A 20,881-nucleotide genomic window follows, 5' to 3' on the forward strand; every position below is an offset into this window, starting at 1 on the left:
TACGCGGGACCGCCGCGGGTGGGTGGGGAGCGCCGACCCGCGGTCTGACTCACACCTCGGGGGGCCCATGACGGACGCGTCGCCGACCGACCCGACGACGTCGGGTCGAGTAGTGGAGCTGCGGGTGCACGGCGTCTCCGGGGCGGGCGCCGACCAGGTCCTCAACCGGCCGCACGTGCACCAGGTCGCCGGAGACCGCAGCGGCGGGTTCTTCCGCCCCCGCCCGGGCTACCCGGACTCGACCGGCACGGACGGGGTGACGCTGGAGGCGTACCGCTGGAGCGACCTGCCGTCCGGCACGGCCGTACGGACGCTGTCGCTGGTGTTCCTGTTGCCGTTCATGCTCTGCAACGTGGCGCTCTGGATGCGCCCGGCGAGCCTCTCGGGGAAACACGTCATCGTCGCGCTGTGCCGGGTGCTCGCGCTCACCCTCACGATGCTCTACGTGCTCTCCATCGTCGGGATGGCGCTGGACCTCGTCGCCTGGCGCTGCATGGGCTCCCCGACCTGCACGGCCGGCCGGAGCTGGCTGTCCTGGCTCGGCGAGCGTCCGCCCGGAGTACGGCTGGGTGTGTTGGCCCTGGCGCCGGTCGCCGCCATCGGGATCGTGTGGTGGCTCGGCGCGCGGCCGAGCCACTCGTACGACGCCTTTCGCACCGGCGCGACCGAGGAGACCTCCGTCCAGCAGTTGAGCGCGGTCGGCCAGTGGGACGGGACCCCGGTGGTGGGACGGCTGCGCTCGGTGCACGTCGCGGCCGCGTTCGCCACGCTGGACGTCAGCCTGCTGGCCGCCTGGGACAGCCAGAACGAGTCGACGGTGCGGGCGACGCTGGCGGTGGCGACCGGGGCCGTGCTGCTCGCCTGCGTGGTCCTGCTGACGAGGGTACGGGGCATGGACCGGCCCAGCCCGGTGCCCCGGCTGGAGGCGGTCACGCGAGGGCTGCGCACGATCGCCTGCGGCCTGACGATCCTGGTGATCGCGTACACCCTGACCAGCCGCGCGTCGTGGCCGCAGAGCAGGATGCTGCCCGGGTACAGCGCCACGGTGGCCTGGTTGTTCGTCAGCCAGACCGTCCTGCTGGTGATCCTCGCAGCGGTGGTGATCTGGGCGCGCGGCAGCGGGCGACGCGCCGGCGGACAGCGGCTCCCCCGGCTGCGCGCGCTGGGCGCTCCGGTCTTCGTCACGGTCGGCGCCGGGCTCGCGGTGGCGTTCTCCGCCGAGTTGGTCTACCGGGTGGCCGACGTGTTGGACCGCAACAGCGGGTACCGGGAACGGTTCGCGTTCGGCCCGCCGCTGGCGTACAAGTGGGCGATCTTCGGGTTTTTCCTCGCAGTGCTGGCCGCGCTGCTGGTGGGCGTGGTGGTCACCGTGGCGACCCGTCCCAGCCGGTGGCGGGCGGCGCGGGCGATCGTGGCCGCCGACTTCCCGCACGCCCCGCCGGAGGCGGCGGCGCGGCTGCGCCGGGTCGAGCAGGCGGTGGCGCGGGCCCGGTTCACCGAACGGCTGGAACCCCTCGCCGTGGTCTACGCCGGGTCCGCCGCGCTCGGACTGGCCACCAGCCTGCTCGGTCTGCTCCAGCTCTATCCCGGGGACGTGTTCGAGCAGTACGTCGGCGTGCCCGACAGCCTCGTCAACTTCCTCATCGGGGCGGGCAGCTACGCGATCGGCGCGATCCTGGTGGGGCTCGTGATCGGCGGCATCTTCGCGTACCGGACAGCCGGGTTCCGTAGGTACGTGGGCGTCCTGTGGGATCTGGGCACCTTCTGGCCCCGGGCGGCGCACCCCTTCGCGCCGCCCTGCTACGCCGAACGGGCGGTGCCGGAGCTGACGAAGCGGATCACCTACCTCGTGGACCAGGGCGAGGGGGTGCTGCTGGCGGGGCACAGCCACGGCTCGGTGCTGCTCGCGGCCACGCTGCTGCAACTGCCGCCGCGGGTCACCGACCGGGTCGCCCTGCTCACCTACCTGTCGCCGCTGAACCGGTTGTACTCGCGACTGTTCCCCGCCTACGTCGACGAGTCGACGCTGCGGGAGATCGGCGAGCGCGTCGGCTGGCGCTGGGTGAACCTGTGGCGCGACACCGACCCCATCGGTGGGTGGATGTTCTCTCCGCACCGGCCCGGGGACAGCGCGACGCTGGCCGGGCCGGAGGCGGCGGTGGACCGCCGGTTGAAGGACCCGCAGGGCGTGGTGCCCCCGCCCAGCGACAGCGTGCCGCCGCCGATCCTGGGCCACTCGCCGTGCGAGTCGCAGGACGAGTTCACGCAGGCGGTGCGAGAGCTGGCCGCGCGGCTGCGCGCCCAGCTCCGGACGACCGACTGAGGGGACGGCCGGATATCGTCGCCGGGTGAGCCCGTCCAAGCAGCCCGAGCGCCGACTGATCGCCTCGAACAAGAAGGCCCGGCACGAGTACACCGTGCTGCGCACGTACGAGGCGGGCATCGTGCTGGTCGGCACCGAGGTGAAGTCGCTGCGCGAGGGACGGGCGTCGCTGGTGGACGCGTTCGCGCACGAACGCGACGGCGAGATCGTGCTGTACGGGCTGCACATCGCCGAGTACAGCTACGGCACGTGGACCAACCACGCGCCGCGCCGCAACCGCAAGCTGCTGCTGCACCGCTCCGAGATCGGCCGGATCCTGGAGAAGGTTCGCGAGGGCGGGGTGACGCTGGTGCCGTTGTCGATGTACTTCGACAACGGCTGGGCCAAGGTCGAGCTGGCCCTGGCCAAGGGCAAGCGCGCGTACGACAAGCGGCAGACCCTCGCCGAACGCGACGCCAACCGCGAGATCGCCCGGGAGCTGGGCCGACACCTCAAGGGCCACCCCCGCCGCCACTGACCGGCTGCGCAATACCGCCACGTCGCCGGCCTGGCGGATAGCAGATGCTGGCGTATCGAGCGGAAGGCCCATGCGAATGCGGGTGGCATGGGGTCTATACCCTCGCGGATGCGGCCCGCTAGGGTGAGGCGGTGACGACGTTCCGGATCGGCGCGGCGGCCGAACTGCTCGGCGTCAGCGCCGACACGATCCGCCGCTGGGTGGACGCCGGGCGGCTGCCCGCCGGGCGTGACGAGCACGACCACCGGATCATTGACGGCGTCGACCTCGCGGCGTTCGCCCGCGCGCAGGCCGCCGACCCGGACGCGGGCGCCGAATTCTCCTCGGCCCGCAACCGGTTGCGCGGCATCGTCGTCGACGTCCGCAAGGACACGGTGATGGCCCAGGTCGACATCCAGGCCGGCCCCTTCCGGGTCGTGTCGCTGATGAGCCGGGAGGCCGTCGACGACCTCGACCTGAGGGTCGGTTCGGTCGCCGTCGCCGTCATCAAGTCGACCACCGTGGTGGTGGAGCGCGCCGCGCCCACCACCCCGGCCGGAGCAAGGGCGGTCGGATGAGTCGGCGGACCAGCTTCGTCGCGGTGGCGCTGGCGGTGACCGTGCTGGCGACGGCCGGCTGCGACCGCGCCGGCGTCCCGGGCGACGCCCGGGACGGTCGGGCATCGGGCACGGTGACCGTGTTCGCCGCCGCCTCGCTGACCGAGTCGTTCACCCGCATCGCCAGGGACTTCGAGGCCGCCAACCCGGGCGTCACCGTCACCCTCAACCTGGCCGGCAGCTCCGCCCTGGCCAACCAGATCACCCAGGGCGCTCCGGCGGACGTCTTCGCGTCGGCCGCGCCGAAGAACATGGCGACCGTGACCGAGGCCGGCGACGCCGAGGGCACGCCGCTCGTCTTCGCCCGCAACCAACTGGTGATCGCGGTGCCCAGCGGCAACCCCAAGGGCGTGACCGGTCTCGCCGACCTGACCCGCCCAGGAGTGAAGGTGGCGCTCTGCGCCGAGCAGGTGCCCTGCGGCGCGGCGGCGCGTACCGCCCTGACCGCGGCGGGTGTCGCGCTGACCCCCGTCACCCTGGAACAGGACGTCAAGGGAGCGCTGGCGAAGGTCAAGCTCGGCGAGGTCGACGCGGCCCTCGTCTACCGTACGGACGCCCGCGCCGCGAGCAGCGACGTGACCGGTGTCGAGTTTCCCGAGTCGGCGCGGGCGATCAACGACTATCCGATCGTCGCGCTGAAGGACGCGCCGAATCCGGCCGGCGCGCGGGCCTTCGTCGCGTACGTCCGCTCGACGCCGGCACAGACGGTCCTCGCCGCGGCCGGCTTCCAGGCGCCATGAGACGGGCCTTCCCCGCACCGTGAGGCGGACCCTTTCCAGCGCCGGGCGACAGACCCTTCCCGGCAGCGCGAGGCGGCTTCCCGACGCCGCGCCGCGCCGACGGGGGCGGGTGCCGGCGGCGCTGCTGATCCCGGCGGGGCTGGGGCTGCTCTTCCTCGTCCTGCCGCTGGCCGGGCTGGTGGTCCGGGCGCCGTGGACGACGCTGCCGCAACGGCTCACCGCGCCGGGGGCGCTGACGGCACTGCGGCTGTCGGTGCAGACGGCGACCCTGGCCACCCTGTTCTGCCTGCTGCTCGGGGTGCCGCTGGCCTGGCTGCTGGCCCGGGTCGAGTTTCCCGGCCGCCGGCTGGTCCGCGCCCTGGTCACCGTGCCGCTGGTGCTGCCACCGGTCGTCGGCGGCGTGGCGCTGCTGCTGGTCTTCGGCCGGCGGGGGCTGCTCGGCGGCTGGCTCGACGCCACGTTCGGCGTCACGCTGCCGTTCACGACCGCGGGCGTGGTGCTGGCCGAGGCGTTCGTCGCCATGCCGTTCCTCGTCATCGCCGTGGAGGGTGCGCTGCGCGCCGCCGACCACCGCTACGAGGAGGCCGCCGCGACGCTCGGCGCCGGGCGGTGGACCACTTTCACCCACGTCACGCTGCCCCTGGTGGCACCGGGTCTGGCCGCCGGCGCGGTGCTGTGCTGGGCGCGGGCGCTCGGCGAGTTCGGCGCCACCATCACCTTCGCCGGCAACTATCCCGGGCGTACGCAGACGATGCCGCTGGCCGTCTACCTGGCGTTGGAGACCGACCTGGAGTCCGCGATCGTGCTCAGCCTGGTGCTGCTGATCGTCTCGGTGGGCATCCTGGCCGCGCTGCGGGACCGCTGGCTGGCCAGCCCGTGACCGCGCCGCTGCACGACGAGGCCGGAAACCCGCTGCTCGACGCCCGGCTCGTCGTCGACCGGGGCGCCTTCCGGTTGGACGTACCGCTGCGGGTCGCGTCGGGCGAGGTCGTCGCGCTGCTCGGGCCGAACGGCGCCGGCAAGACCACCGCGTTGCGCGCGCTGGCCGGGCTGCACCCGCTCACGGCCGGGCACGTCACCCTCGGCGGCGTCGACCTGGATCGGCCGGCGAGCCGGGGCTGGGTGCCCACCGAACGCCGGCCGATCGGCGTGGTCTTCCAGGACTACCTGCTCTTTCCGCACCTCAACGCGCTGGACAACGTGGCCTTCGGGCCGCGCCGGCACGGCGTCGACCGGCGGGCGGCGCGGGCCACCGCCCGGGACTGGCTCGACCGGGTGGGCCTGGCCGGCCAGGCGCACCGCCGGCCCCGGCAGCTCTCCGGCGGGCAGGCGCAGCGGGTGGCGCTGGCCCGCGCGCTGGCCGTCGGGCCGTCGCTGCTGCTGCTCGACGAGCCGCTCGCCGCCCTGGACGCCCGCACCCGCCTGGACACCCGCGCGGAGCTGCACCGCCACCTGGCCGCGCACCCGGGCGCCACGGTGCTGGTCACCCACGATCCGCTGGACGCGTTGGCGCTGGCCGACCGCCTGATCATCGTCGAGGGTGGGCGCGTGGTGCAGGAGGGCGACGGCCCGAGCGTCACCGCCCGCCCGCGCACCGACTACGTGGCCCACCTGGTCGGGTTGAACCTCTATCGGGGCCGGGCGGAGGGCCACGCGGTACGTGTCGCGCCGGAGCTGACCCTCAGCGTGGCCGACCGGCTCGACGGGGACGCGTTCGTCGCGTTCCGCCCGGCGGCGGTGGCCCTGCACCCGGCCCGGCCGGACGGCAGCCCCCGCAACACCTGGGCGGGCACCGTGACCGGAGTGCAGCGCCACGGCGACAACGTCCGCGTGCAGGTGGACGGGCCGATCGGCGTGGCCGCCGACGTCACGCCGGCCGCCGCGGCGTACCTGCGGCTGATCCCCGGCCAGCGGGTCTGGGTCGCGGTCAAGGCGACCGAGACCAACGCCTACCCGGCCACGACCTGACGCCTGCGCGACGCCGGGGCCGGTGACGGCCCCTCGACGAGCGGCGGTCAGTCGGCGAGCAGGTCGGCGTGCGCGGCGCGCAGCCGGGACAGTCCTGGGTCGCTGCCCGGGACGACGCGGCGGTCCAGCTCGGCCCACACCTCGGCCAGCGCCGCGCGGACCGCCCCCAGCTCGGCGGCGTGCCGCTGGCTGCTGCGACGGTGCTGCTCGTCGAGGCGGCGGGCCCAACCGGCGGTGACCGCGGCGAGCCGGTCGGCGTCGGCGCGGGCCTGCGCGCCACTGCGGGCGGCGGCGGCGGGAACGATCGCGGCGACCGGGCGGGGATCGCCGTCGCGGGTGACGACGGTGACGGCGTCGGTCAGCTCGGCCAGCGCGACGAGCTGACTGAACCGGGTGCGCGCCTCACGCAGCGGCACGGAACGCGGCGGGTCGGAATGCGGGGTGAGCGCGGGGACGGCCATGAATGCATGGTGCCGCCCGGGTACGACAGGAATCCGCCGTCGTCAGTGGACGGTGGGCGGTGACGGTGTGGGCCGGGCCAGCCACTCGTCGGCCAGCACCGACCAGACCTCCAGGTCGATGCGCCCGCGCGGGCTCGGGTAGAGCTGGCGCAGGGTGCCGTCGTGGCGCAGGCCGAGCCGGCGGGCCAGGGCGATGCTGCGGGTGTTGGCCGCGTCGGTGCGCCACTCGACCCGCTGGATGCCGCGCTCGCGGACCGCCCAGTCGATGATCCGGCGGATCGCGGGGGCCATCATGCCCCGGCCCTGCGCCGCCGGTTCCAGCCAGCAGCCGACCTCGCAGACGCCGAGCGTGACGTCGAACGACACGAACATGACCCCACCGACCAGGGTGCCGCGCCACCACAGCCCCCAGATGCCGCCGCTGTCGCTGGCCCAGCGGTCGGCGTAGCGCTGCAACACCGCGCGGGCCGACGGCAGGTCGGTGGCGACGAAGGACGGCGACACCCAGGGCCGGATGTGCTCGCGCGACCGGTCGAGGTTGGCGAGGAACTCCTCGGCCCGCCAGGGTTCCAGCGGGCGCAGCTCGACCTCGTCGGTCAGCGGCAGGGCGAACACCGGACCTCCCCCGAAGTTGGCGACGACGGGTAGCAGCTTTGCACAAGCCGGCTGAATCCTCAGACCGGCAGGTGCGTCCGCAGGGCGGCGAACTGGGCCACGGTCAGGTACGAGGGGTTGGCCGCCTGCGGCTGGCGGAACACCTCCAGGGCGGCGAGCCGGTCGTCGGCGCGCAACGCCTGCCGGGGCACCCGGTCCCGCTCGGGGAGGATGGGCAGCTCCAGGGGCACCGACCAGGGTCGCCCCGGTGGCGCGGGCTCGGCCACCCCGGTGACCCGTCCGATGCCCCACACCCCGTACGGCAGGCGAGCGCGGCTGCCGCTGGCCCAGAACACCACCGGCTGCCCGGCGCGCATCAACCGGGCCCGGTAGCCAGGGCGTACGCACCAGTTCGTCACCAGCGGCTCGCGGGCGAACCGGGCGGTGAGGTCGACGGCGTCCGCGTTGCCCTTGATCAGCCAGGCGCCGAGATCGTCGAGGCGCACCCGTGGCTCGGTCATCGCCTCATCCTGCCCCGACCGGCGGCCACCCAATCAGATGATCATATGGGTCCAGTAGGTGAGCCAGAGCACGAACAGCGCACCCTGCACCACGGCGAGGGCCGCCGTCAGCCACACGTCGACACCGGCGCGACGGGCCCAGCGGGCCAGCACCAGGGCCACCGGGAACGCGGCCAGCAGGTAGCGCAGCAGGCTCTTGTAGACCGGCGGGCCCATCGACAGCGGCACCAGCACCATGAGCACGCCGTAGACCAGATACGGCAGCTCCCGGCGACGGAACCCGGCGACCAGCACGGCCAGCACGGCCATGGCGAAGAGGACCCGTCCGGCGTCGCGCGGCTCTCCGGCCAGAGCGTCCCACACCACCGGCACCGGGTTCTGCACCCTGATCCCCCAGCCGACCTGTTGGGCGTGCTGGTAGGCGAACCAGTCCCCGCCGCGCCACCGGCAGAACGCCATGAAGGTGAACCATCCGGCGGGCAGCAGCAGCAACGGCCAGCCGATCCGCAGGTACCCGAGCAGGGCGCGTGGGCCGAGCCGCCAGTCGTGCTGGCGCAGCAGCACCAGCGCCAGCGGCAACGCGACGAGCAGCCCGACCGACCGGCTCATCGCCAGGAAGTAGCCGAGCACGCCGACCAGCAGCCACCGACGTCGCTCGGCGTAGTAGAACGCGGCGAGCGCGAGGCACACGAACAGCGACTCGGTCAGCGCGGCCTGGAACAGGAAGGCCGTCGGCAGCAGCACCAGGTAGCGGGTGAACCGACGGGCCGCGTCCGCGTCGCCGAGCAGCAGCTCGGCCAGCCGGTAGCCGTACGCGAGGGCCCCGAGGAACGCGACGTTGCTGATCAGCAGCAGGGCCAGCGCGTTGTCGCCGCCGAGCAGCGCGCCGACCGGCCGGGCGAGGAAGGGGTAGAGCAGCGGGAAGCCGAAGTCCCCCCACGGCCGCCCGGTCAGCGGCAGCTCGCTCAGCCGCAGGTAGAGCAGCGCGTCCCAGGCGAACCAGAAGGAGATCCACCGGTGGCCGGAGACCTCCCGCTGCTGCGCCCACATCATCGCCTCGTCCGGCGGCGGCGCGCCCGGAATGCCGTCCCAGGCGTGCAGGACCAGCAGGCCGAGCAGGGTCAGCAGCAGCTTCGCGCCGATAAAGAGCCCGATGAGGTACGGCCAGGGCGCCGGCACGCGGCGGGCCAGCCGCGCGCCCGCTCCGGCCGCCCCGGCCAGCCGGACCGCCCACGCCGTCGCGTGCCGCCGGCCGCTTCGCCACCGGTGCATCCGCCCCGCTCCCCCGGTCCGCCGACCCACCCGCCGCGTGGGGGTGCCGCCCCTTTCGTTGTACGCCCCGATGCGCCCCGCCGGAGCGAAACGACCACGACCAGCAGGTGACATCCCAGGCATAACGGGTACGCGCCGCGCCTCAACCATCGGCAGGGAGTACGAGCGGCATGAGCGAGCAGCACGGCACGGTGGTCATCGGCGCGGGACCGGCGGGGCTCACAGCGGCATACGAGTTGCTCCGGCACGGGCGGCCGGTCCGGGTCTTCGAGGCCGACGAGGTGGTCGGCGGGATCAGCCGGACCGTGGAGCGCGACGGGTGGCGCTTCGACATCGGCGGACACCGGTTCTTCACCAAGGTGCCCCGGGTGGAGGCGTTCTGGCACGAGATCCTCCCCGACGAGGACTTCCTGACCCGGCCCCGGATGAGCCGGATCTTCTACCGGGGCGCCCTGTTCAACTACCCGCTGAGCGCGACGAACGCGCTGCGCAACCTGGGGCTGCCGGAGGCGGTGCGCTGCCTGGGCTCGTACGCCCGGGCCCGCCTGCGCCCGCCGAAGGACCAGTCGCACTTCGAGGGCTGGGTGTCGGCCCGGTTCGGCTGGCGGCTGTACTCGATCTTCTTCAAGACGTACACCGAGAAGGTCTGGGGCATGCCGGCGGACCGTTTGCAGGCCGACTGGGCCGCGCAGCGGATCAAGAACCTGTCGCTGGCCACGGCGATCCGCAACGCGGTGCTGCCCCGGCGCCGCCGCACCGACGTGACCAGCCTGATCGAGGAGTTCCAGTACCCGAAGTACGGGCCGGGGATGATGTGGGAGCGCTGCGCCGAGGAGGTACGCCAGCGCGGCGGGGAGGTGTCGACCGGCACCTGGGTGACCGCCGTGCACCGCGACCCGAAACGACGGCGGGCGATAACTGTGACGCTCAACGGCGCCGGCGGGCAGCGCACCGAGCCGGCCGACGACGTGATCTCGTCGATGCCGATCTCGGAGCTGGTCGCCGCGCTACGCCCGCCGGCGCCCCCGGAGGTGTTGGCCTGCGCCGCCGACCTGCGCTACCGCGACTTCCTGACGGTCGCCCTCGTGGTGCCGGCCGAGTTCTCGTTCCCCGACAACTGGATCTACGTGCACGACCCGGCGGTACGGGTGGGCCGGATCCAGAACTTCGGCTCCTGGTCGCCCTACCTCGTGAAGGACGGGCGCACCTGCCTGGGCCTGGAGTACTTCGTCTTCGAGGACGACGAGATGTGGCGTACCCCGGATGCCGACCTCGTGGCCCTGGCCACCGCGGAGCTGGAGCGGTTGGGGTTGGTCCGCCCCGGTGTCGTGGAGGCCGGTCACGTGGTGCGGATGCCCAAGGCATACCCGGTGTACGACGAGCGCTACCAGCACAACGTGGACGTGATCCGGGCCTGGCTGGCCGAGGCCGTGCCGAACGTGCACCCGGTGGGGCGCAACGGCATGCACCGCTACAACAACCAGGACCACTCGATGCTCACCGCGATGCTGACCGTCGAGAACATCGCCACCGGCGCCACGCACGACGTCTGGTCGGTCAACGTGGAGCAGGACTACCACGAGCAGTCGACCGGCGGCGGCGGTCGGCGGGGCACGGGCCGCGACGCGCCGGTGCTGCCCAGCCGGATCATCACCGCCCCGATCACCGCTTCCGAGGGCACCCGCGCGGCCGGCGACGGCGGCAGACCCGCGCAGGCGCCGCTGGTCTGACGGACCGGGGCTCGTTACGGCAACGCCGGCGTCAGATCGGGCCGCTGGTGTAGATCTCCGTGCTGCTCTCGTTGCCGATGAACGGGTTGTTGACCGCCCACAGCAGACCCTCGTCGTACTCCGGCACGTCGAAGTTGCACATGACCCAGCCGGCGTCCGCGCCGCTGCTGTTGAAGCACTGCCGGCTCCAGTCCGGTCCCTGGATCGTGCCGGCGGCGGACGCGCCGTTCGCCTTGGTGTCCTTCACCCAGACCCGATCCCCGTACGCGGCGAAGCACGCCTTGGCGCCGGTGGTCGACACGCACCACACGTCGACACCGTTGGCCGCCGGCGGCGCACCGCTCGGCGTGCCCGTCGCCGCCGACGCCGCCGAGGCGGTGCCGACCAGGACGAGGGCCACGGTCGCCGGCACCATGATCAGAGCACCGGCCAGCCGCGTACTCGGCTTCCTACGCATTCGCGTCAACTCCCCCAGCATTCACCATGATCGTCATTTCGGACCTGGACGGTAACAGCCGGGCTGTCGCCGAACGAAGCCGATGTGGACGGCGACTCGTCATGGGCCTGCCACCGATCTTCCCAGCGTTGCAGTCGTCACGACGACAGGCTCAGGGCACCGGAGTCGATGCGCCTGTCAGCGGTTGAAGTGGGCTCCGTCAGGCCCTACGCCGAGTTGCGTGAGCCATCGGCGAATGACTGAGAGGTCCGCGTCGGTCAGGCCCCTGTACGGGTCAACGCGGTGCAGAAGCGCCGGCGCCGGATGATGAGCCTCGACCCATCGCCGGTCGGCATCGGTCGTCTCGTCGTCTATCCAGACGAACGGGCGGCCGGCCGCCCACTGTGTCAGGAACACCGTCTTCCAGTGCAGACGGGGCGCAGGATCCTCGTCGTCGTCCGGCCAGTCGATGACCGGCAGGGCCGGAAGCCCAAGCCGTGGCGAGACCACCTCGTTCGCCTCGACCATCCACGTCGTAGCCCAGACCAATTGGCACGTCAGGGCCAGCAGCCGACGACCGTCATCCGGATCAAGTCGATCGAGCAGCGGGTTACCGGCACCCTCATTCGGCTGCCAGGCCGCACTGTCCACTACCAGCGGAGCTGAGGGCCGAAGGGGCTCCACCACGGGTCGGTGGCACGTCCGCGTTCGGTTCAGAACCACGTCCACGGGCGGATCGCCCTCCACACACGTCCGCGCATCCGTGCGCGCCTCGGATGGAGGAAGACCTCGATGTCCTCCAGCGCGTTGGCGGCGGTACCGGTGACGTGTGGCAGCGCCCGGGCTCGGCGCAGAGCGGCGACCACCCGGCGTTCATCCAGTTGACGGTGGACCCTCGCGAGATGCCCCAGGCACGTCGCGGCGAGCGCACTGACCTGGCGATCGTCGTGTTCGAGCAACCGAAGGTGCAGTTCCTGCAGCTCTCTCCAGTCCCCGTCGCCGTACAGGGCGGTGCCGACCATGGCGTCCAGCGCGGCCGACAGGTCGCCGCGGTCGAGCGCGGCGCGTACCTCATCCGGTGTCGATGGTGGCGGGTTGTGGAAGACATGATGCTCGTGACGCACCGGCGCATCGTCCCTCATCCCGCGCTGGGGCGCGTGGCCCGAGTCGTCGCGCTCGGTCGGCGGCGCAGGACTCCGCCAACGATCGAGGTGCTGCGGGATCGCGGCACGGCAGTCGCCGTGAGTTGATTACGTGGAGTCGGCAGCAGACCCGGTGAAGGAGTTACCCGTGGCACTTGGCAGCGAGCAACGTCGTGGTGAACGCAAGCCGCGCGTCGAAGGGCTGTTCGCCGGTGGGCAGATTGAAGCCGCGCTCGACCTCCTGCACCTGATGGACATGGCGTGGCACGACTGCTACGGCCCCGAGGAACTGGAGGTTCCGCCTTCCGTGCTCGACGATGTCCTGTTGCTGGCAGGAGGTGACCTCGCCGTCCTGATCACGGTTGCTCGCGAGGCAGTTGTCGACTTCCGTGACGTCCGGATCGCCGCCGACGCAAGACGTACGACGAGCAGCTAGCGGCTAGCGGCTAGCGGCGCACGCCTCCAGCAGCCTGGCTCCTGTCGTCTGCGAGCGCGACCGGGTCACACCGCCAAAGGGGTGGCTGTCACTTCAGGTGGGCGGCGAGCGGGATGTTCTGCGCCCGGAGGGCGGTGGCGATCAGGCCGGCGATCTGTCTGGCGCCGGCCGCCTCGAAGTGGGTGTGGTCGTTGCAGAAGAACGCGCCGACCGCGCCCGTCGAGTAGTCGCCGTTGTTCGGGCACAGCCTGAGCGTGTTGTAGAGCGCCACGCTCTTGGCGTGCAGGTCGATGACCGGTACGCCGTTGGCGGCGGCCGCAGCCGTCGTCTCGGCGACGAAACCGCGATTGCCGACGGCGGAGCCGCCGCTGCAGGTGATTGCCGCGACCGGGGTGACGAAGATTGGCTTCACCCCTCTGGCTTTGGCAGCCGTCGCCATGACGCCGAGCAGTTCCTTGTAGCGATTGGTGCCAACGTGTCGCGGGCAGGCCGAGTCACCGTCGTTGATGCCGAACTGGATGATCAGATAGTCACCGTTCTTGAAGCCGCTGCCGGTGTCCAGCATCGCCGACCACCGCGCGCTGTAAGCAGTCGAGCTGAGCGTGCACTCGCCGGCCGAGTTCTTGGTGGAGGTCACATTGCCCTCGTAGAGCCACGTCTGGATGCTGCGACCGCCGACGGCACTGTTCTGCACGGTGACGTTCGACGTGAAGTAGGACGCGAACTGGCTGCCCCAGCCGATCGGACAGGAACTGGCGTTCATCATCGTGGAATCGCCGGCCATCCACACCTTGATCGGCGCGGGTGCCGATGACGTGGAAGGGGTCGCCTGCGGCGTGCTCGGCTCGGGGCAGGGCGTTGGCCCCGGCGTGGGCGTCTGCGCGGTGGGGGTCGCTGCCGGTGGGCCGGCACAGGTGATGCCGTTGAACGAGAACGACGACGGCACCGGGTTGCTGCCGCTCCACGAGCCGGTGAAGCCGAAGTTGACCGATGCGCCGGAGCCGACGGCACCGTTGTAGCTCACGTTGGTGGCGGTCACCGCCGTGCCGGTGACCGTGACGGCGGCGTTCCACGCCTGCGTCACGCCCTGCCCGGGGGCGAGACTCCACCCCACGGCCCAGCTGGTCACCGCGTCACCGAGGTTGGTGACGACGACATCGGCCCCGAACCCGCCGGTCCACTCGCTGGTGACCCGATAGGCGACACCGCACGCCGGGGTGGCGGCGTGGGCGGTGGCGATGCCGAGCCCGCCGGCCACGACGGTCAGGACCGTTGCTGCCAGGACCACGAGACGCCATCGACGAACCGTCATCGGGTCACTCCTGCCTTGATCGGAGACGCTCGCCATCACGTGGCGGCGGCGCACGGGGAGCCGTTGAGGGCGAAACCGGTCGCTCCGCCGAGCGGGCTGTCGGTGACGAATCCGAAGCTGACCGAACCGGCGGCCGGGATCACCGCGTTCCAGGAGGCGTTCACCGCCGTGGCCGCAGCGCCGGACTGCGTGACGGTGGAATTCCAGGACTGCGTGATCCGCTGACTGCCTGGCAGGGACCAGGTCAGTGTCCAACCGTTGACCGGGACGGTGGAGGTGTTGCCGAGCGTCACGTCGAACTGGGCGCCCGTACCCCAGTCACCGGTCTTGCGGTAGGTGACCGCGCAGGCCCCCGCAGGAGCGGTCGGCGCAGGGGTGGTCGGCGCAGTCGTGGGGGGCGGGGTCGTCGGGTCCGGGGTCGTGGTCAGTCGTGCGCTGAGGACCGGGGCCAGCCTGTCGGTGATGGCCTGATGGCCCGCGTCGTTCGGGTGCACCGAGTCGCTCAGGCCGCCGGACGGCAGCCAGCCGGTGGTGTCCACGTAGAATACGTTGGCGTCACCCGCGGCGTTGCGTGCCCGCACCGCCGCCTCCGTCTCCGTCGCATAACGACCGATGAACGTCCGCATCGCGAAGAGCTTGGCGTTCGGGAACCTGGCCCGGATCCTCGTGAGGAAGGTGGTGTACGTCGCCTGGAAGGCCGCGGCGCTCACGCCATGGCTCTTGTCGTTGGTCCCCAGGTTGATCACCACGCCGTCGGCCGTGTAGCGGGAGAAGTCCCACGGGTCGGTGCCGGCCTGGCCACCGGACGACATCCAGTAGCGTGTCTCCTGCGCCCAGCATCCATCGGTCGTCTCGGCCAGACACATGCCACCGATCGCGATCTGGGTGTGGTCGTAGCCGAGCCTCTCACCGACCTTGAAGCCGTAGTCGGTCACGGCAAGCTGACTGCTCGCGGCCCCTGCGGTGATCGAGTCACCGACGAACTCGACCAGCTTGGGGCGGGCCGGTGGCGCGAATGTGCCCGCGCCCGACTCCAGGATCAGCCCCTGGAAGACCGCGTCACCCGTGTAGGAGCCGGCCACCTGCCGGTAACTGACGATCAACGTGTGGTTGCCGGCCGCCAGCGCGGTCGGCGTCAGGTTGATCGTGCCGGAGCCCGTGAAGGACGTGAACGCCCTACCGTCGATGCTGGCCCACAGCTGGATGGTGTTGCGCTGCCGGAGCTTCACCGTTCTGCCGGTGAACCCGACCCGCAGGTACGCGCCGGCCCAGTAGGGCACGTAGGCCGAGGCGTTCGTCTTGTTCCACCGGCCGACGAAGCTGATGTTCGAGTCGGCCGGCGTGCCGTCACCGACCGCAGCCTCGGCGCTGAGGACCGGCAGACCTGCGGCGAGCACCCCGGCGGCGACTGCGATGAGGGCCGCGGTCCGCAGGGAACGAATCTTCGTCATCGGATGGGGTTCCAGCCGTCGTTACCCGCCAGGTAGGCGGTGGGTGTGTACTGGGTGGCGGTGGAGGCGCTCATCTGGGGCCGGTCGGCGTTGATGACGGCGCCAGCCCCGGTGCTGCTGTACTCGGCGAACCGGGCGGTCCGCCACGAGAAGCCGGACATGTCGGTCCAGGGGTCGGTGCGGATGTGTGCGCCCATCGCGACGCCCCGGTAGAGGACCTGACCGCGGGCGTTGACGTCGCCGCTGGGGTGCCAGGGCCGGCCCAGATAGACGGTTCTGGCGGGGGCGTTGCTGGTCAGTGTGGTTCCCCAGAACAGGAAGCCGAACTTGTTGTTGATGTCGGTGGCCGCCGCGGTGATGTAGCCGTTGTTCGACGACGAGCCCCGGGTGAGCGAGTGCACGGTGCCGTTCTGGAAGACCATGGTGCCCCGCCCGAAGATGAAGTCGACGTCACCCTCCACGTAGGAGTTTCGGACGTAGAGACGCCGGACCGAGCTGACACTGGGTGCGTTGACCAGCAGGGTGTCCTGGTTGCCGAGGATGCGGACGTTGTCGAACTGCACCCGGTCGCCGGAGGTGTTGACGGCGACGGCCTGCTCGGCGTCGAGGGTGTTGGCGGCCTCGTTGAAGTCGTTCGACATGGTCAGATTGCTGATCGTGGTGTCGTTGGCGTTGACGAAGACCGAGGCACTGCCGGACGTGCCGTACGTGCCGCCACCGGGCTTGGTCTGGCCGGCCGCGTGCCCTTCGACGATCAGCACCTGGGCGGCGGAGCTGCCGGCGCCGGCCAACGTGAGGTGGGGCTTGTTGGCGGGAATGGTGACCACGCCCCGGTAGGTGCCGGGTTTGATGGTGATGGTGACCGGAGCGCCGTTGTTCGCCGCGACACTGTCGATCGCCGCCTGCACGGTCGTGTAGTTGCCGCTGCCGTCGGCGGCCACGGTGATGGTCGCGGACGCGGACGCGGCAGAAGCCATCGAGACTGCGGCGGCGAGAGCGCACACCGTCACCACCGCCACCGAGCGCACGCGAAGAACCCTGCCGGACGTGGTCATAAGCGTTCTCCGATCCCACCGGGCCGCTGCCGAAGATGATGTCGACCGGCAGACGACGACGTTAAGTGAACGTTAACATCGATGACCGAGAATATAAAGGTGGCGGACACGGAGGGTGCGCCACCCGTTCATCCGACCTGAACGTCTCTCCCGGACGCGGCGGGCTCGGTGGCCACCGACGGTGTCCGCCTGGGCAGCAGGAGCGGGGTGGCGAGCAGGAGAACGCCGGAGATGGTGATCGCCGCGAGAGGGCTGGTGAGGGTCGCGAGGACGCCCCAGATCACCACCAGGGCCGCCTGGACGAGTCTGCTGACGGCACTCCACGTGCTGAGGACGCGGGCGGTGTGGCCGAGCGGGGTGCGGTGCAGTCGTTCGGTCGCGTAGATCGGGTTGAAGACGCCCATGCAGGTGATCAGCAGGCCCTCGACGACGATCACGGTGACCAGTCCGGGGATGCCCGGCTGGACGAACGCGAGACCGAGTGGGAAGACCGAGCGCAGCCACCCGGACACGATCATGACGCGGTGCCGGCCGTGGCGGGCCACGAGGCGCGCGGACAGGCGGGCGCCCACCAGGCCGCCGAGCGCCGGGACGCCGAAGGCGAGGCCGTACTGCCAGGCCGGGAGGTGGTACTCGCCCAGCAGGAGGACAGCCAGGAGCGGGGCGGTGGCCATGATGAGGCCGCCGACCAGGATGGAGTTGAGGAACAGCCCTCGCAGGGCACGGTCGTGCAGGATGAACCGCCAGCCGACCAGAAGATCGGCGCCGCGCAGCCGGCCGGCACGGTCCTGGGGCGACGCGACGTCGCCGCCGCGAATGCGCAGGACCGCGAGCGCCGACAGCAGGTAGCTGAGGGCGTCGGCCGCGACACTGACGACCGGGCCGAGCAGCCCGACGAGCGCGCCACCGAGGGGCGGGCCCACCGCCGTCGCCGCCCAGCTCGTGGCCTCGAACCGACCGTTCGCCACCAGCAGGTGATCGCCCTGGACGAGATACTTGAGGTACGCGCCGGACGCGGCGGCGAAGGCGATGCTCGCGGTCCCGGAGAGGACCGAGACGACCAGCAACTGGCCGTAGGACAGCAGACCGTAGGCGTACGCGAGCGGGACACTCGCCATGGCCACGAACCGGAGCAGGTCCATGGCGACCAGCACCGGACGCTTCGCCCGGCGCTCGACCCACGGCCCGAGCGAGAACGCCACGACCGCCGCGACGGCCGGTCCGGCCGCCGCCAGGATCGACACGGCGAACGCCGGCGAGTGCAGGACGCGAACCGCGATCAGCGGGAACGCGCCGAAGGCGATCCACGTGCCGTACGTGCTGACCGCGTACGCCGACCACAGCCAACCGAAACTGGACCCCAACCGCGCGCCCATCCGCCCCCCTCGTGACAACCGACGTTCGGGTCCGGGCAGCACACCAGCGCCGCCGACGTCGGCGCAAACAACCAACGTCCGGGCGTGTCACAACCAACGGTTGTACGGGTGGATGATGGCCCGGTGGATACCGAGGCAGTGCGATCGTTCGTCCGGGCGGCGGAGTTCGGGCAGCTGCAGCACGCGGCCGAGGAGCTGGGCGTGACGCAGCAGGCCGTGTCGAAGCGGATCGCGGCCCTTGAACGCGCCCTCGACGTCCGGCTGTTCACCCGTACTCCCCGAGGGGTCGAGCTGACGCTCGACGGCCAGGCATTCCTCCCGCACGCCCGGGGCATCGTGGCCGGGGTGGACCGCGCCCTCACCGCGATCAGACCGGGCTCGCGGGCCCTGCGGATCGACGTTCTCGGCCTGCGGTCCGCGCAGGCCGTCGTCCTGCACGACTACTGGCGGTCACATCCGGAAACCAAGCTCGACGTGGTGACCCTGCGGGTCAACGACCCGCGCGCGGCGGTCGCCGCCGTCCAGGCGGGCGACATCGACGCCTCGTTCCGCTCGGTCACCGACCCGGCCACGCTGCCGCGCGACGTGCGGATGATCCACGCGTTCGACTCACCCCTGGAACTGCTCGTCGGCCCGCGGCACCCGCTCGCCTCCGCGCGCACACTGACACCGGCCCAGCTGCGCGGGCACCGGATCTGGGTCCCCGGCATCGCGCCGGGAAGCGAATGGTCGGACTTCTACGACCAGCTCGCCACCGACTTCGACCTGCGCATCGACGCCGCCGGCCCGAACTTCGGCAACGAGGTGCTGCTCGACATCCTCGCGGACTCCGCCGACGTGGCGACACTCGTCGGCGCGCGCGACCGGTACCTCTGGCCGACGAACCACGACCTGCGCCGCATCCCGATCGCGCGCCCGACGCTCGCGTACCCGCTCTCGCTCATCCTGCCGCAAGTGAACCCGCACCCGGGGCTCCAGGCGGTCATCGACCACGTCGCGAGCCTGGCACCACTGCCGGCGACGACGTGGCGCCCGTCCTGGGCAGCGAAACCGGGCGGCATTCCCGGAAGCTGATGGCCGCGAGCCCGCAGCACCCCGCCGGCCGACCGCACTCGCCGCGGTCGCGCCCGAGCAGGATGAACGGATGTCGAGGGCGACCGGACTGCGACGAGGGTTTCTTTTGGGGGCCGCGTCGATCCACCGGCCGTTCGTTCGACGTGTGGAGTGAGGGCCGAGGGGCGGCCCCGCCGGACGAGGAGAACAAGTTGTCGACGTACATGCTGATCATGCGAGGCACCGACGAGTCGAACGCCGCCATGATGGCCTCGATCGACGAGGCGATGGTCGCGACCCGCACGTTCATCGAGGAGATGGTCAAGGCCGGTGTCCTCCTCGCGGCCGAGGGGCTGGACGATCCGGCCCAGGGCGTCGTGGTCGACTTCGGCGGCGAGGCCCCGGTGGTCACGGACGGGCCGTACGGCGAGACCAAGGAACTGTTCGGGGGCTACTTCCTGCTCGATGTCGCCTCGAAGGAGGAGGCGGTGCAGTGGGCCAGGAGGTTCCCCGCGGTCCGCGGCTCCAAGATCGAGGTCCGGCGGGTGGCCGAGGCCGACGAGGTCCCGGCGGACAGCGCGAGCAACGGCCACCTCTGATGGGTACGGCCGACGTCGAGGCCGTCTGGCGGATCGAGTCGGCGCGGATCGTCGCCGCGCTGACCCGGTTCACGGGCGATTTCGAGCTGGCCGAGGACGCCGCCCAGGAGGCGGTGGCCGAGGCGCTGGTGTCATGGCGGCGTGCCGCCCCGGTCAATCCGGCCGGTTGGCTGATGGCCACGGCCCGACGGCGGGCCATCGACGCGATCCGCCGCCGAAGCGCGCTCCAGCAGCGGTACGCCCTGCTGGCGGTCGACGCGGCGGCCTGCCTCGTTGACGAGGACATCGACCCTGACCGGATCGACGATGACGTGCTGGCGCTGATGTTCGTCAGCTGCCACCCGGTGCTCTCCCACGAGGCCCGGGTGGCGCTGACCCTGCGCGTGGTTGGCGGCCTGTCCAGCGAGGAGATCGCCCGCGCGTTCCTCGTGTCCGTGCCGACCGTGCAGGCCCGCATCACCCGCGCCAAGAAGACGATCGCGGCGGCCCGGGTGCCGTTCGAGCTGCCGCCGGCCGCCGAGCGCCGGGAACGGCTCGGCGGCGTGCTCAGCGTCCTGTACGTGATCTTCACCGAGGGGTCGACGGCCACGTCGGGCGACCGGTTGCTGCGCCCCGACGTCGCGTACGAGGCGATCCGGCTGGCCCGTACGCTGGCCGCGCTGCAACCGGACGAGCCGGAGGTGCACGGCCTTCTCGCGTTGTGCGAGCTGACGGCCGCACGCTTTCCGGCCCGGACCGGCCCGGACGGCTCGCCGGTCCTGCTGGAGGACCAGGACCGACGGCGGTGGGACGTGTCCGCGATCCGTCGCGGGCTGACCGCGCTGGCCAGGGCGTCGGCTCGCGGGCTCGGCCCCTACGGCCTGCAGGCCGCGATCGCCGCCACCCACGCGTCGGCGCCCTCCGTCGAGGCGACCGACTGGGAGCGGATCGTCGTGCTCTACGAAGCGCTCGGCCGGGTCGCCCCCTCACCGGTGGTCGACCTCAACCGGGCCGTCGCCGTGGCCATGGCCTCGGGCCCGGCGCACGCCCTGGCCATCGTGGACGAGCTGATCGCCGCGAACCGGCTCCCCGGATCGCACCTGGTCCCGACCGTACGCGGGGAGCTGCTGGCCCGGCTCGGACGGCGAGCGGAAGCGCGCGCCGAGCTGGAGCTGGCCGCCCGGCTGTGCGCCAACCAGCGTGAACGCTCGGTGCTGCTGCGCAAGGCGTCGGAGTCAGCGAGCCCGGGACCGACCATAGATTGACACTTTTCGTTACGGCAGTGATAGTAACTGCATACCGCTCCCATCGGATCGCCTG

Annotated in this window: 22 protein-coding genes; 12 read left to right on the plus strand and 10 right to left on the minus strand. The window is 71.8% G+C overall.

Annotation, left to right across the window (positions count from 1 at the left end; translation table 11 throughout):
* Positions 1 to 67: 67 nt before the first annotated feature.
* The 6 genes from ABZU46_RS09805 to ABZU46_RS09830 all read left to right on the plus strand — a co-directional run bounded on the left by ABZU46_RS09805 (position 68) and on the right by ABZU46_RS09830 (position 6,144).
* Positions 68 to 2,323, plus strand: a complete 2,256-nt coding sequence (locus tag ABZU46_RS09805) for a hypothetical protein (RefSeq protein ID WP_354856047.1) — start codon at positions 68 to 70, stop codon at positions 2,321 to 2,323.
* A 25-nt stretch (positions 2,324 to 2,348) separates the two neighbouring features.
* Complete coding sequence (smpB, locus tag ABZU46_RS09810) at positions 2,349 to 2,840, plus strand: SsrA-binding protein SmpB (RefSeq protein WP_354856048.1); 492 nt, start codon at positions 2,349 to 2,351, stop codon at positions 2,838 to 2,840.
* Positions 2,841 to 2,971: 131 nt separating this feature from the next.
* Positions 2,972 to 3,397 carry a TOBE domain-containing protein gene (locus ABZU46_RS09815; RefSeq protein WP_354856049.1) on the plus strand — a complete coding sequence of 142 codons (426 nt, stop codon included), beginning with the start codon at positions 2,972 to 2,974 and terminating at the stop codon, positions 3,395 to 3,397.
* Positions 3,394 to 4,176, plus strand: coding sequence for a molybdate ABC transporter substrate-binding protein (modA, locus tag ABZU46_RS09820; protein ID WP_354856050.1), 783 nt, complete (start codon positions 3,394 to 3,396; stop codon positions 4,174 to 4,176). Before ABZU46_RS09815 ends, modA begins: the two co-directional genes overlap by 4 nt.
* Positions 4,177 to 4,285: 109 nt before the next feature.
* Positions 4,286 to 5,056: an ABC transporter permease gene (locus ABZU46_RS09825; protein WP_354856051.1), complete on the plus strand. Its 771-nt coding sequence runs from the start codon at positions 4,286 to 4,288 to the stop codon at positions 5,054 to 5,056.
* Complete coding sequence (locus ABZU46_RS09830) at positions 5,053 to 6,144, plus strand: ABC transporter ATP-binding protein (RefSeq protein ID WP_354856052.1); 1,092 nt, start codon at positions 5,053 to 5,055, stop codon at positions 6,142 to 6,144. Before ABZU46_RS09825 ends, ABZU46_RS09830 begins: the two co-directional genes overlap by 4 nt.
* A 47-nt stretch (positions 6,145 to 6,191) precedes the next feature.
* On the opposite strand, the gene ABZU46_RS09835 is transcribed toward ABZU46_RS09830, so the two are convergent.
* Genes ABZU46_RS09835 through ABZU46_RS09850 form a run of 4 tightly spaced genes read right to left on the minus strand, consistent with a single transcriptional unit; the run spans position 6,192 to position 8,992 of the window.
* Positions 6,192 to 6,605 (minus strand): type II toxin-antitoxin system Phd/YefM family antitoxin, encoded by a 414-nt coding sequence (locus tag ABZU46_RS09835; RefSeq protein ID WP_354856053.1) that lies wholly within the window; start codon positions 6,603 to 6,605, stop codon positions 6,192 to 6,194.
* 42 nt (positions 6,606 to 6,647) lie between these two features.
* Complete coding sequence (locus ABZU46_RS09840) at positions 6,648 to 7,220, minus strand: GNAT family protein (RefSeq protein WP_354856054.1); 573 nt, start codon at positions 7,218 to 7,220, stop codon at positions 6,648 to 6,650.
* A gap of 59 nt (positions 7,221 to 7,279) precedes the next feature.
* Entirely contained in the window at positions 7,280 to 7,720 is a 441-nt protein-coding gene (locus tag ABZU46_RS09845) for a hypothetical protein (RefSeq protein ID WP_354856055.1), read from the minus strand.
* A 33-nt stretch (positions 7,721 to 7,753) separates the two neighbouring features.
* Positions 7,754 to 8,992 (minus strand): hypothetical protein, encoded by a 1,239-nt coding sequence (locus ABZU46_RS09850; RefSeq protein ID WP_354856056.1) that lies wholly within the window; start codon positions 8,990 to 8,992, stop codon positions 7,754 to 7,756.
* A gap of 170 nt (positions 8,993 to 9,162) precedes the next feature.
* Here ABZU46_RS09850 and ABZU46_RS09855 point away from each other — a divergent pair, with 170 nt between their 5' ends.
* Positions 9,163 to 10,722: an NAD(P)/FAD-dependent oxidoreductase gene (locus ABZU46_RS09855; protein ID WP_354856057.1), complete on the plus strand. Its 1,560-nt coding sequence runs from the start codon at positions 9,163 to 9,165 to the stop codon at positions 10,720 to 10,722.
* Between the two features lie 31 nt (positions 10,723 to 10,753).
* Here the strand turns inward: ABZU46_RS09855 and ABZU46_RS09860 are convergent, their stop codons facing one another.
* The gene (locus ABZU46_RS09860; protein WP_354856058.1) at positions 10,754 to 11,179 is read right to left on the minus strand and encodes a hypothetical protein; all 426 of its coding nucleotides are present in this window, start codon (positions 11,177 to 11,179) and stop codon (positions 10,754 to 10,756) included.
* Between the two features lie 177 nt (positions 11,180 to 11,356).
* The gene (locus tag ABZU46_RS09865) at positions 11,357 to 11,809 is read right to left on the minus strand and encodes an HAD domain-containing protein (RefSeq protein ID WP_354856059.1); all 453 of its coding nucleotides are present in this window, start codon (positions 11,807 to 11,809) and stop codon (positions 11,357 to 11,359) included.
* A 125-nt stretch (positions 11,810 to 11,934) separates the two neighbouring features.
* Here ABZU46_RS09865 and ABZU46_RS09870 point away from each other — a divergent pair, with 125 nt between their 5' ends.
* Together ABZU46_RS09870 and ABZU46_RS09875 are read left to right on the plus strand one after the other, a co-directional pair.
* Positions 11,935 to 12,408: a hypothetical protein gene (locus tag ABZU46_RS09870; protein WP_354856060.1), complete on the plus strand. Its 474-nt coding sequence runs from the start codon at positions 11,935 to 11,937 to the stop codon at positions 12,406 to 12,408.
* A 40-nt stretch (positions 12,409 to 12,448) separates the two neighbouring features.
* Complete coding sequence (locus tag ABZU46_RS09875; RefSeq protein WP_354856061.1) at positions 12,449 to 12,736, plus strand: hypothetical protein; 288 nt, start codon at positions 12,449 to 12,451, stop codon at positions 12,734 to 12,736.
* Between the two features lie 88 nt (positions 12,737 to 12,824).
* Here the strand turns inward: ABZU46_RS09875 and ABZU46_RS09880 are convergent, their stop codons facing one another.
* From ABZU46_RS09880 to ABZU46_RS09895, 4 genes are all read right to left on the minus strand, one after another.
* The gene (locus ABZU46_RS09880; protein ID WP_354856062.1) at positions 12,825 to 14,048 is read right to left on the minus strand and encodes a cellulose binding domain-containing protein; all 1,224 of its coding nucleotides are present in this window, start codon (positions 14,046 to 14,048) and stop codon (positions 12,825 to 12,827) included.
* A gap of 35 nt (positions 14,049 to 14,083) precedes the next feature.
* The gene (locus ABZU46_RS09885; RefSeq protein WP_354856063.1) at positions 14,084 to 15,499 is read right to left on the minus strand and encodes a cellulose binding domain-containing protein; all 1,416 of its coding nucleotides are present in this window, start codon (positions 15,497 to 15,499) and stop codon (positions 14,084 to 14,086) included.
* Positions 15,496 to 16,476, minus strand: a complete 981-nt coding sequence (locus ABZU46_RS09890) for a pectinesterase family protein (RefSeq protein WP_354856064.1) — start codon at positions 16,474 to 16,476, stop codon at positions 15,496 to 15,498. Before ABZU46_RS09890 ends, ABZU46_RS09885 begins: the two co-directional genes overlap by 4 nt.
* A 206-nt stretch (positions 16,477 to 16,682) precedes the next feature.
* The gene (locus ABZU46_RS09895) at positions 16,683 to 17,930 is read right to left on the minus strand and encodes an MFS transporter (protein ID WP_354856065.1); all 1,248 of its coding nucleotides are present in this window, start codon (positions 17,928 to 17,930) and stop codon (positions 16,683 to 16,685) included.
* A gap of 123 nt (positions 17,931 to 18,053) precedes the next feature.
* On the opposite strand from ABZU46_RS09895, the gene ABZU46_RS09900 reads away from it, so the two are divergent.
* The 3 genes from ABZU46_RS09900 (at position 18,054) to ABZU46_RS09910 (ending at position 20,826) form a co-directional block, all read left to right on the plus strand.
* Positions 18,054 to 19,004 (plus strand): LysR family transcriptional regulator, encoded by a 951-nt coding sequence (locus ABZU46_RS09900; protein ID WP_354856066.1) that lies wholly within the window; start codon positions 18,054 to 18,056, stop codon positions 19,002 to 19,004.
* A 191-nt stretch (positions 19,005 to 19,195) separates the two neighbouring features.
* Entirely contained in the window at positions 19,196 to 19,582 is a 387-nt protein-coding gene (locus ABZU46_RS09905) for a YciI family protein (protein ID WP_354856067.1), read from the plus strand.
* Positions 19,582 to 20,826, plus strand: a complete 1,245-nt coding sequence (locus tag ABZU46_RS09910) for a sigma-70 family RNA polymerase sigma factor (RefSeq protein WP_354856068.1) — start codon at positions 19,582 to 19,584, stop codon at positions 20,824 to 20,826. Before ABZU46_RS09905 ends, ABZU46_RS09910 begins: the two co-directional genes overlap by 1 nt.
* Positions 20,827 to 20,881: the final 55 nt, after the last annotated feature.

The organism is Micromonospora sp. NPDC005197 (assembly GCF_040608295.1).
Lineage (GTDB): Bacteria > Actinomycetota > Actinomycetes > Mycobacteriales > Micromonosporaceae > Micromonospora.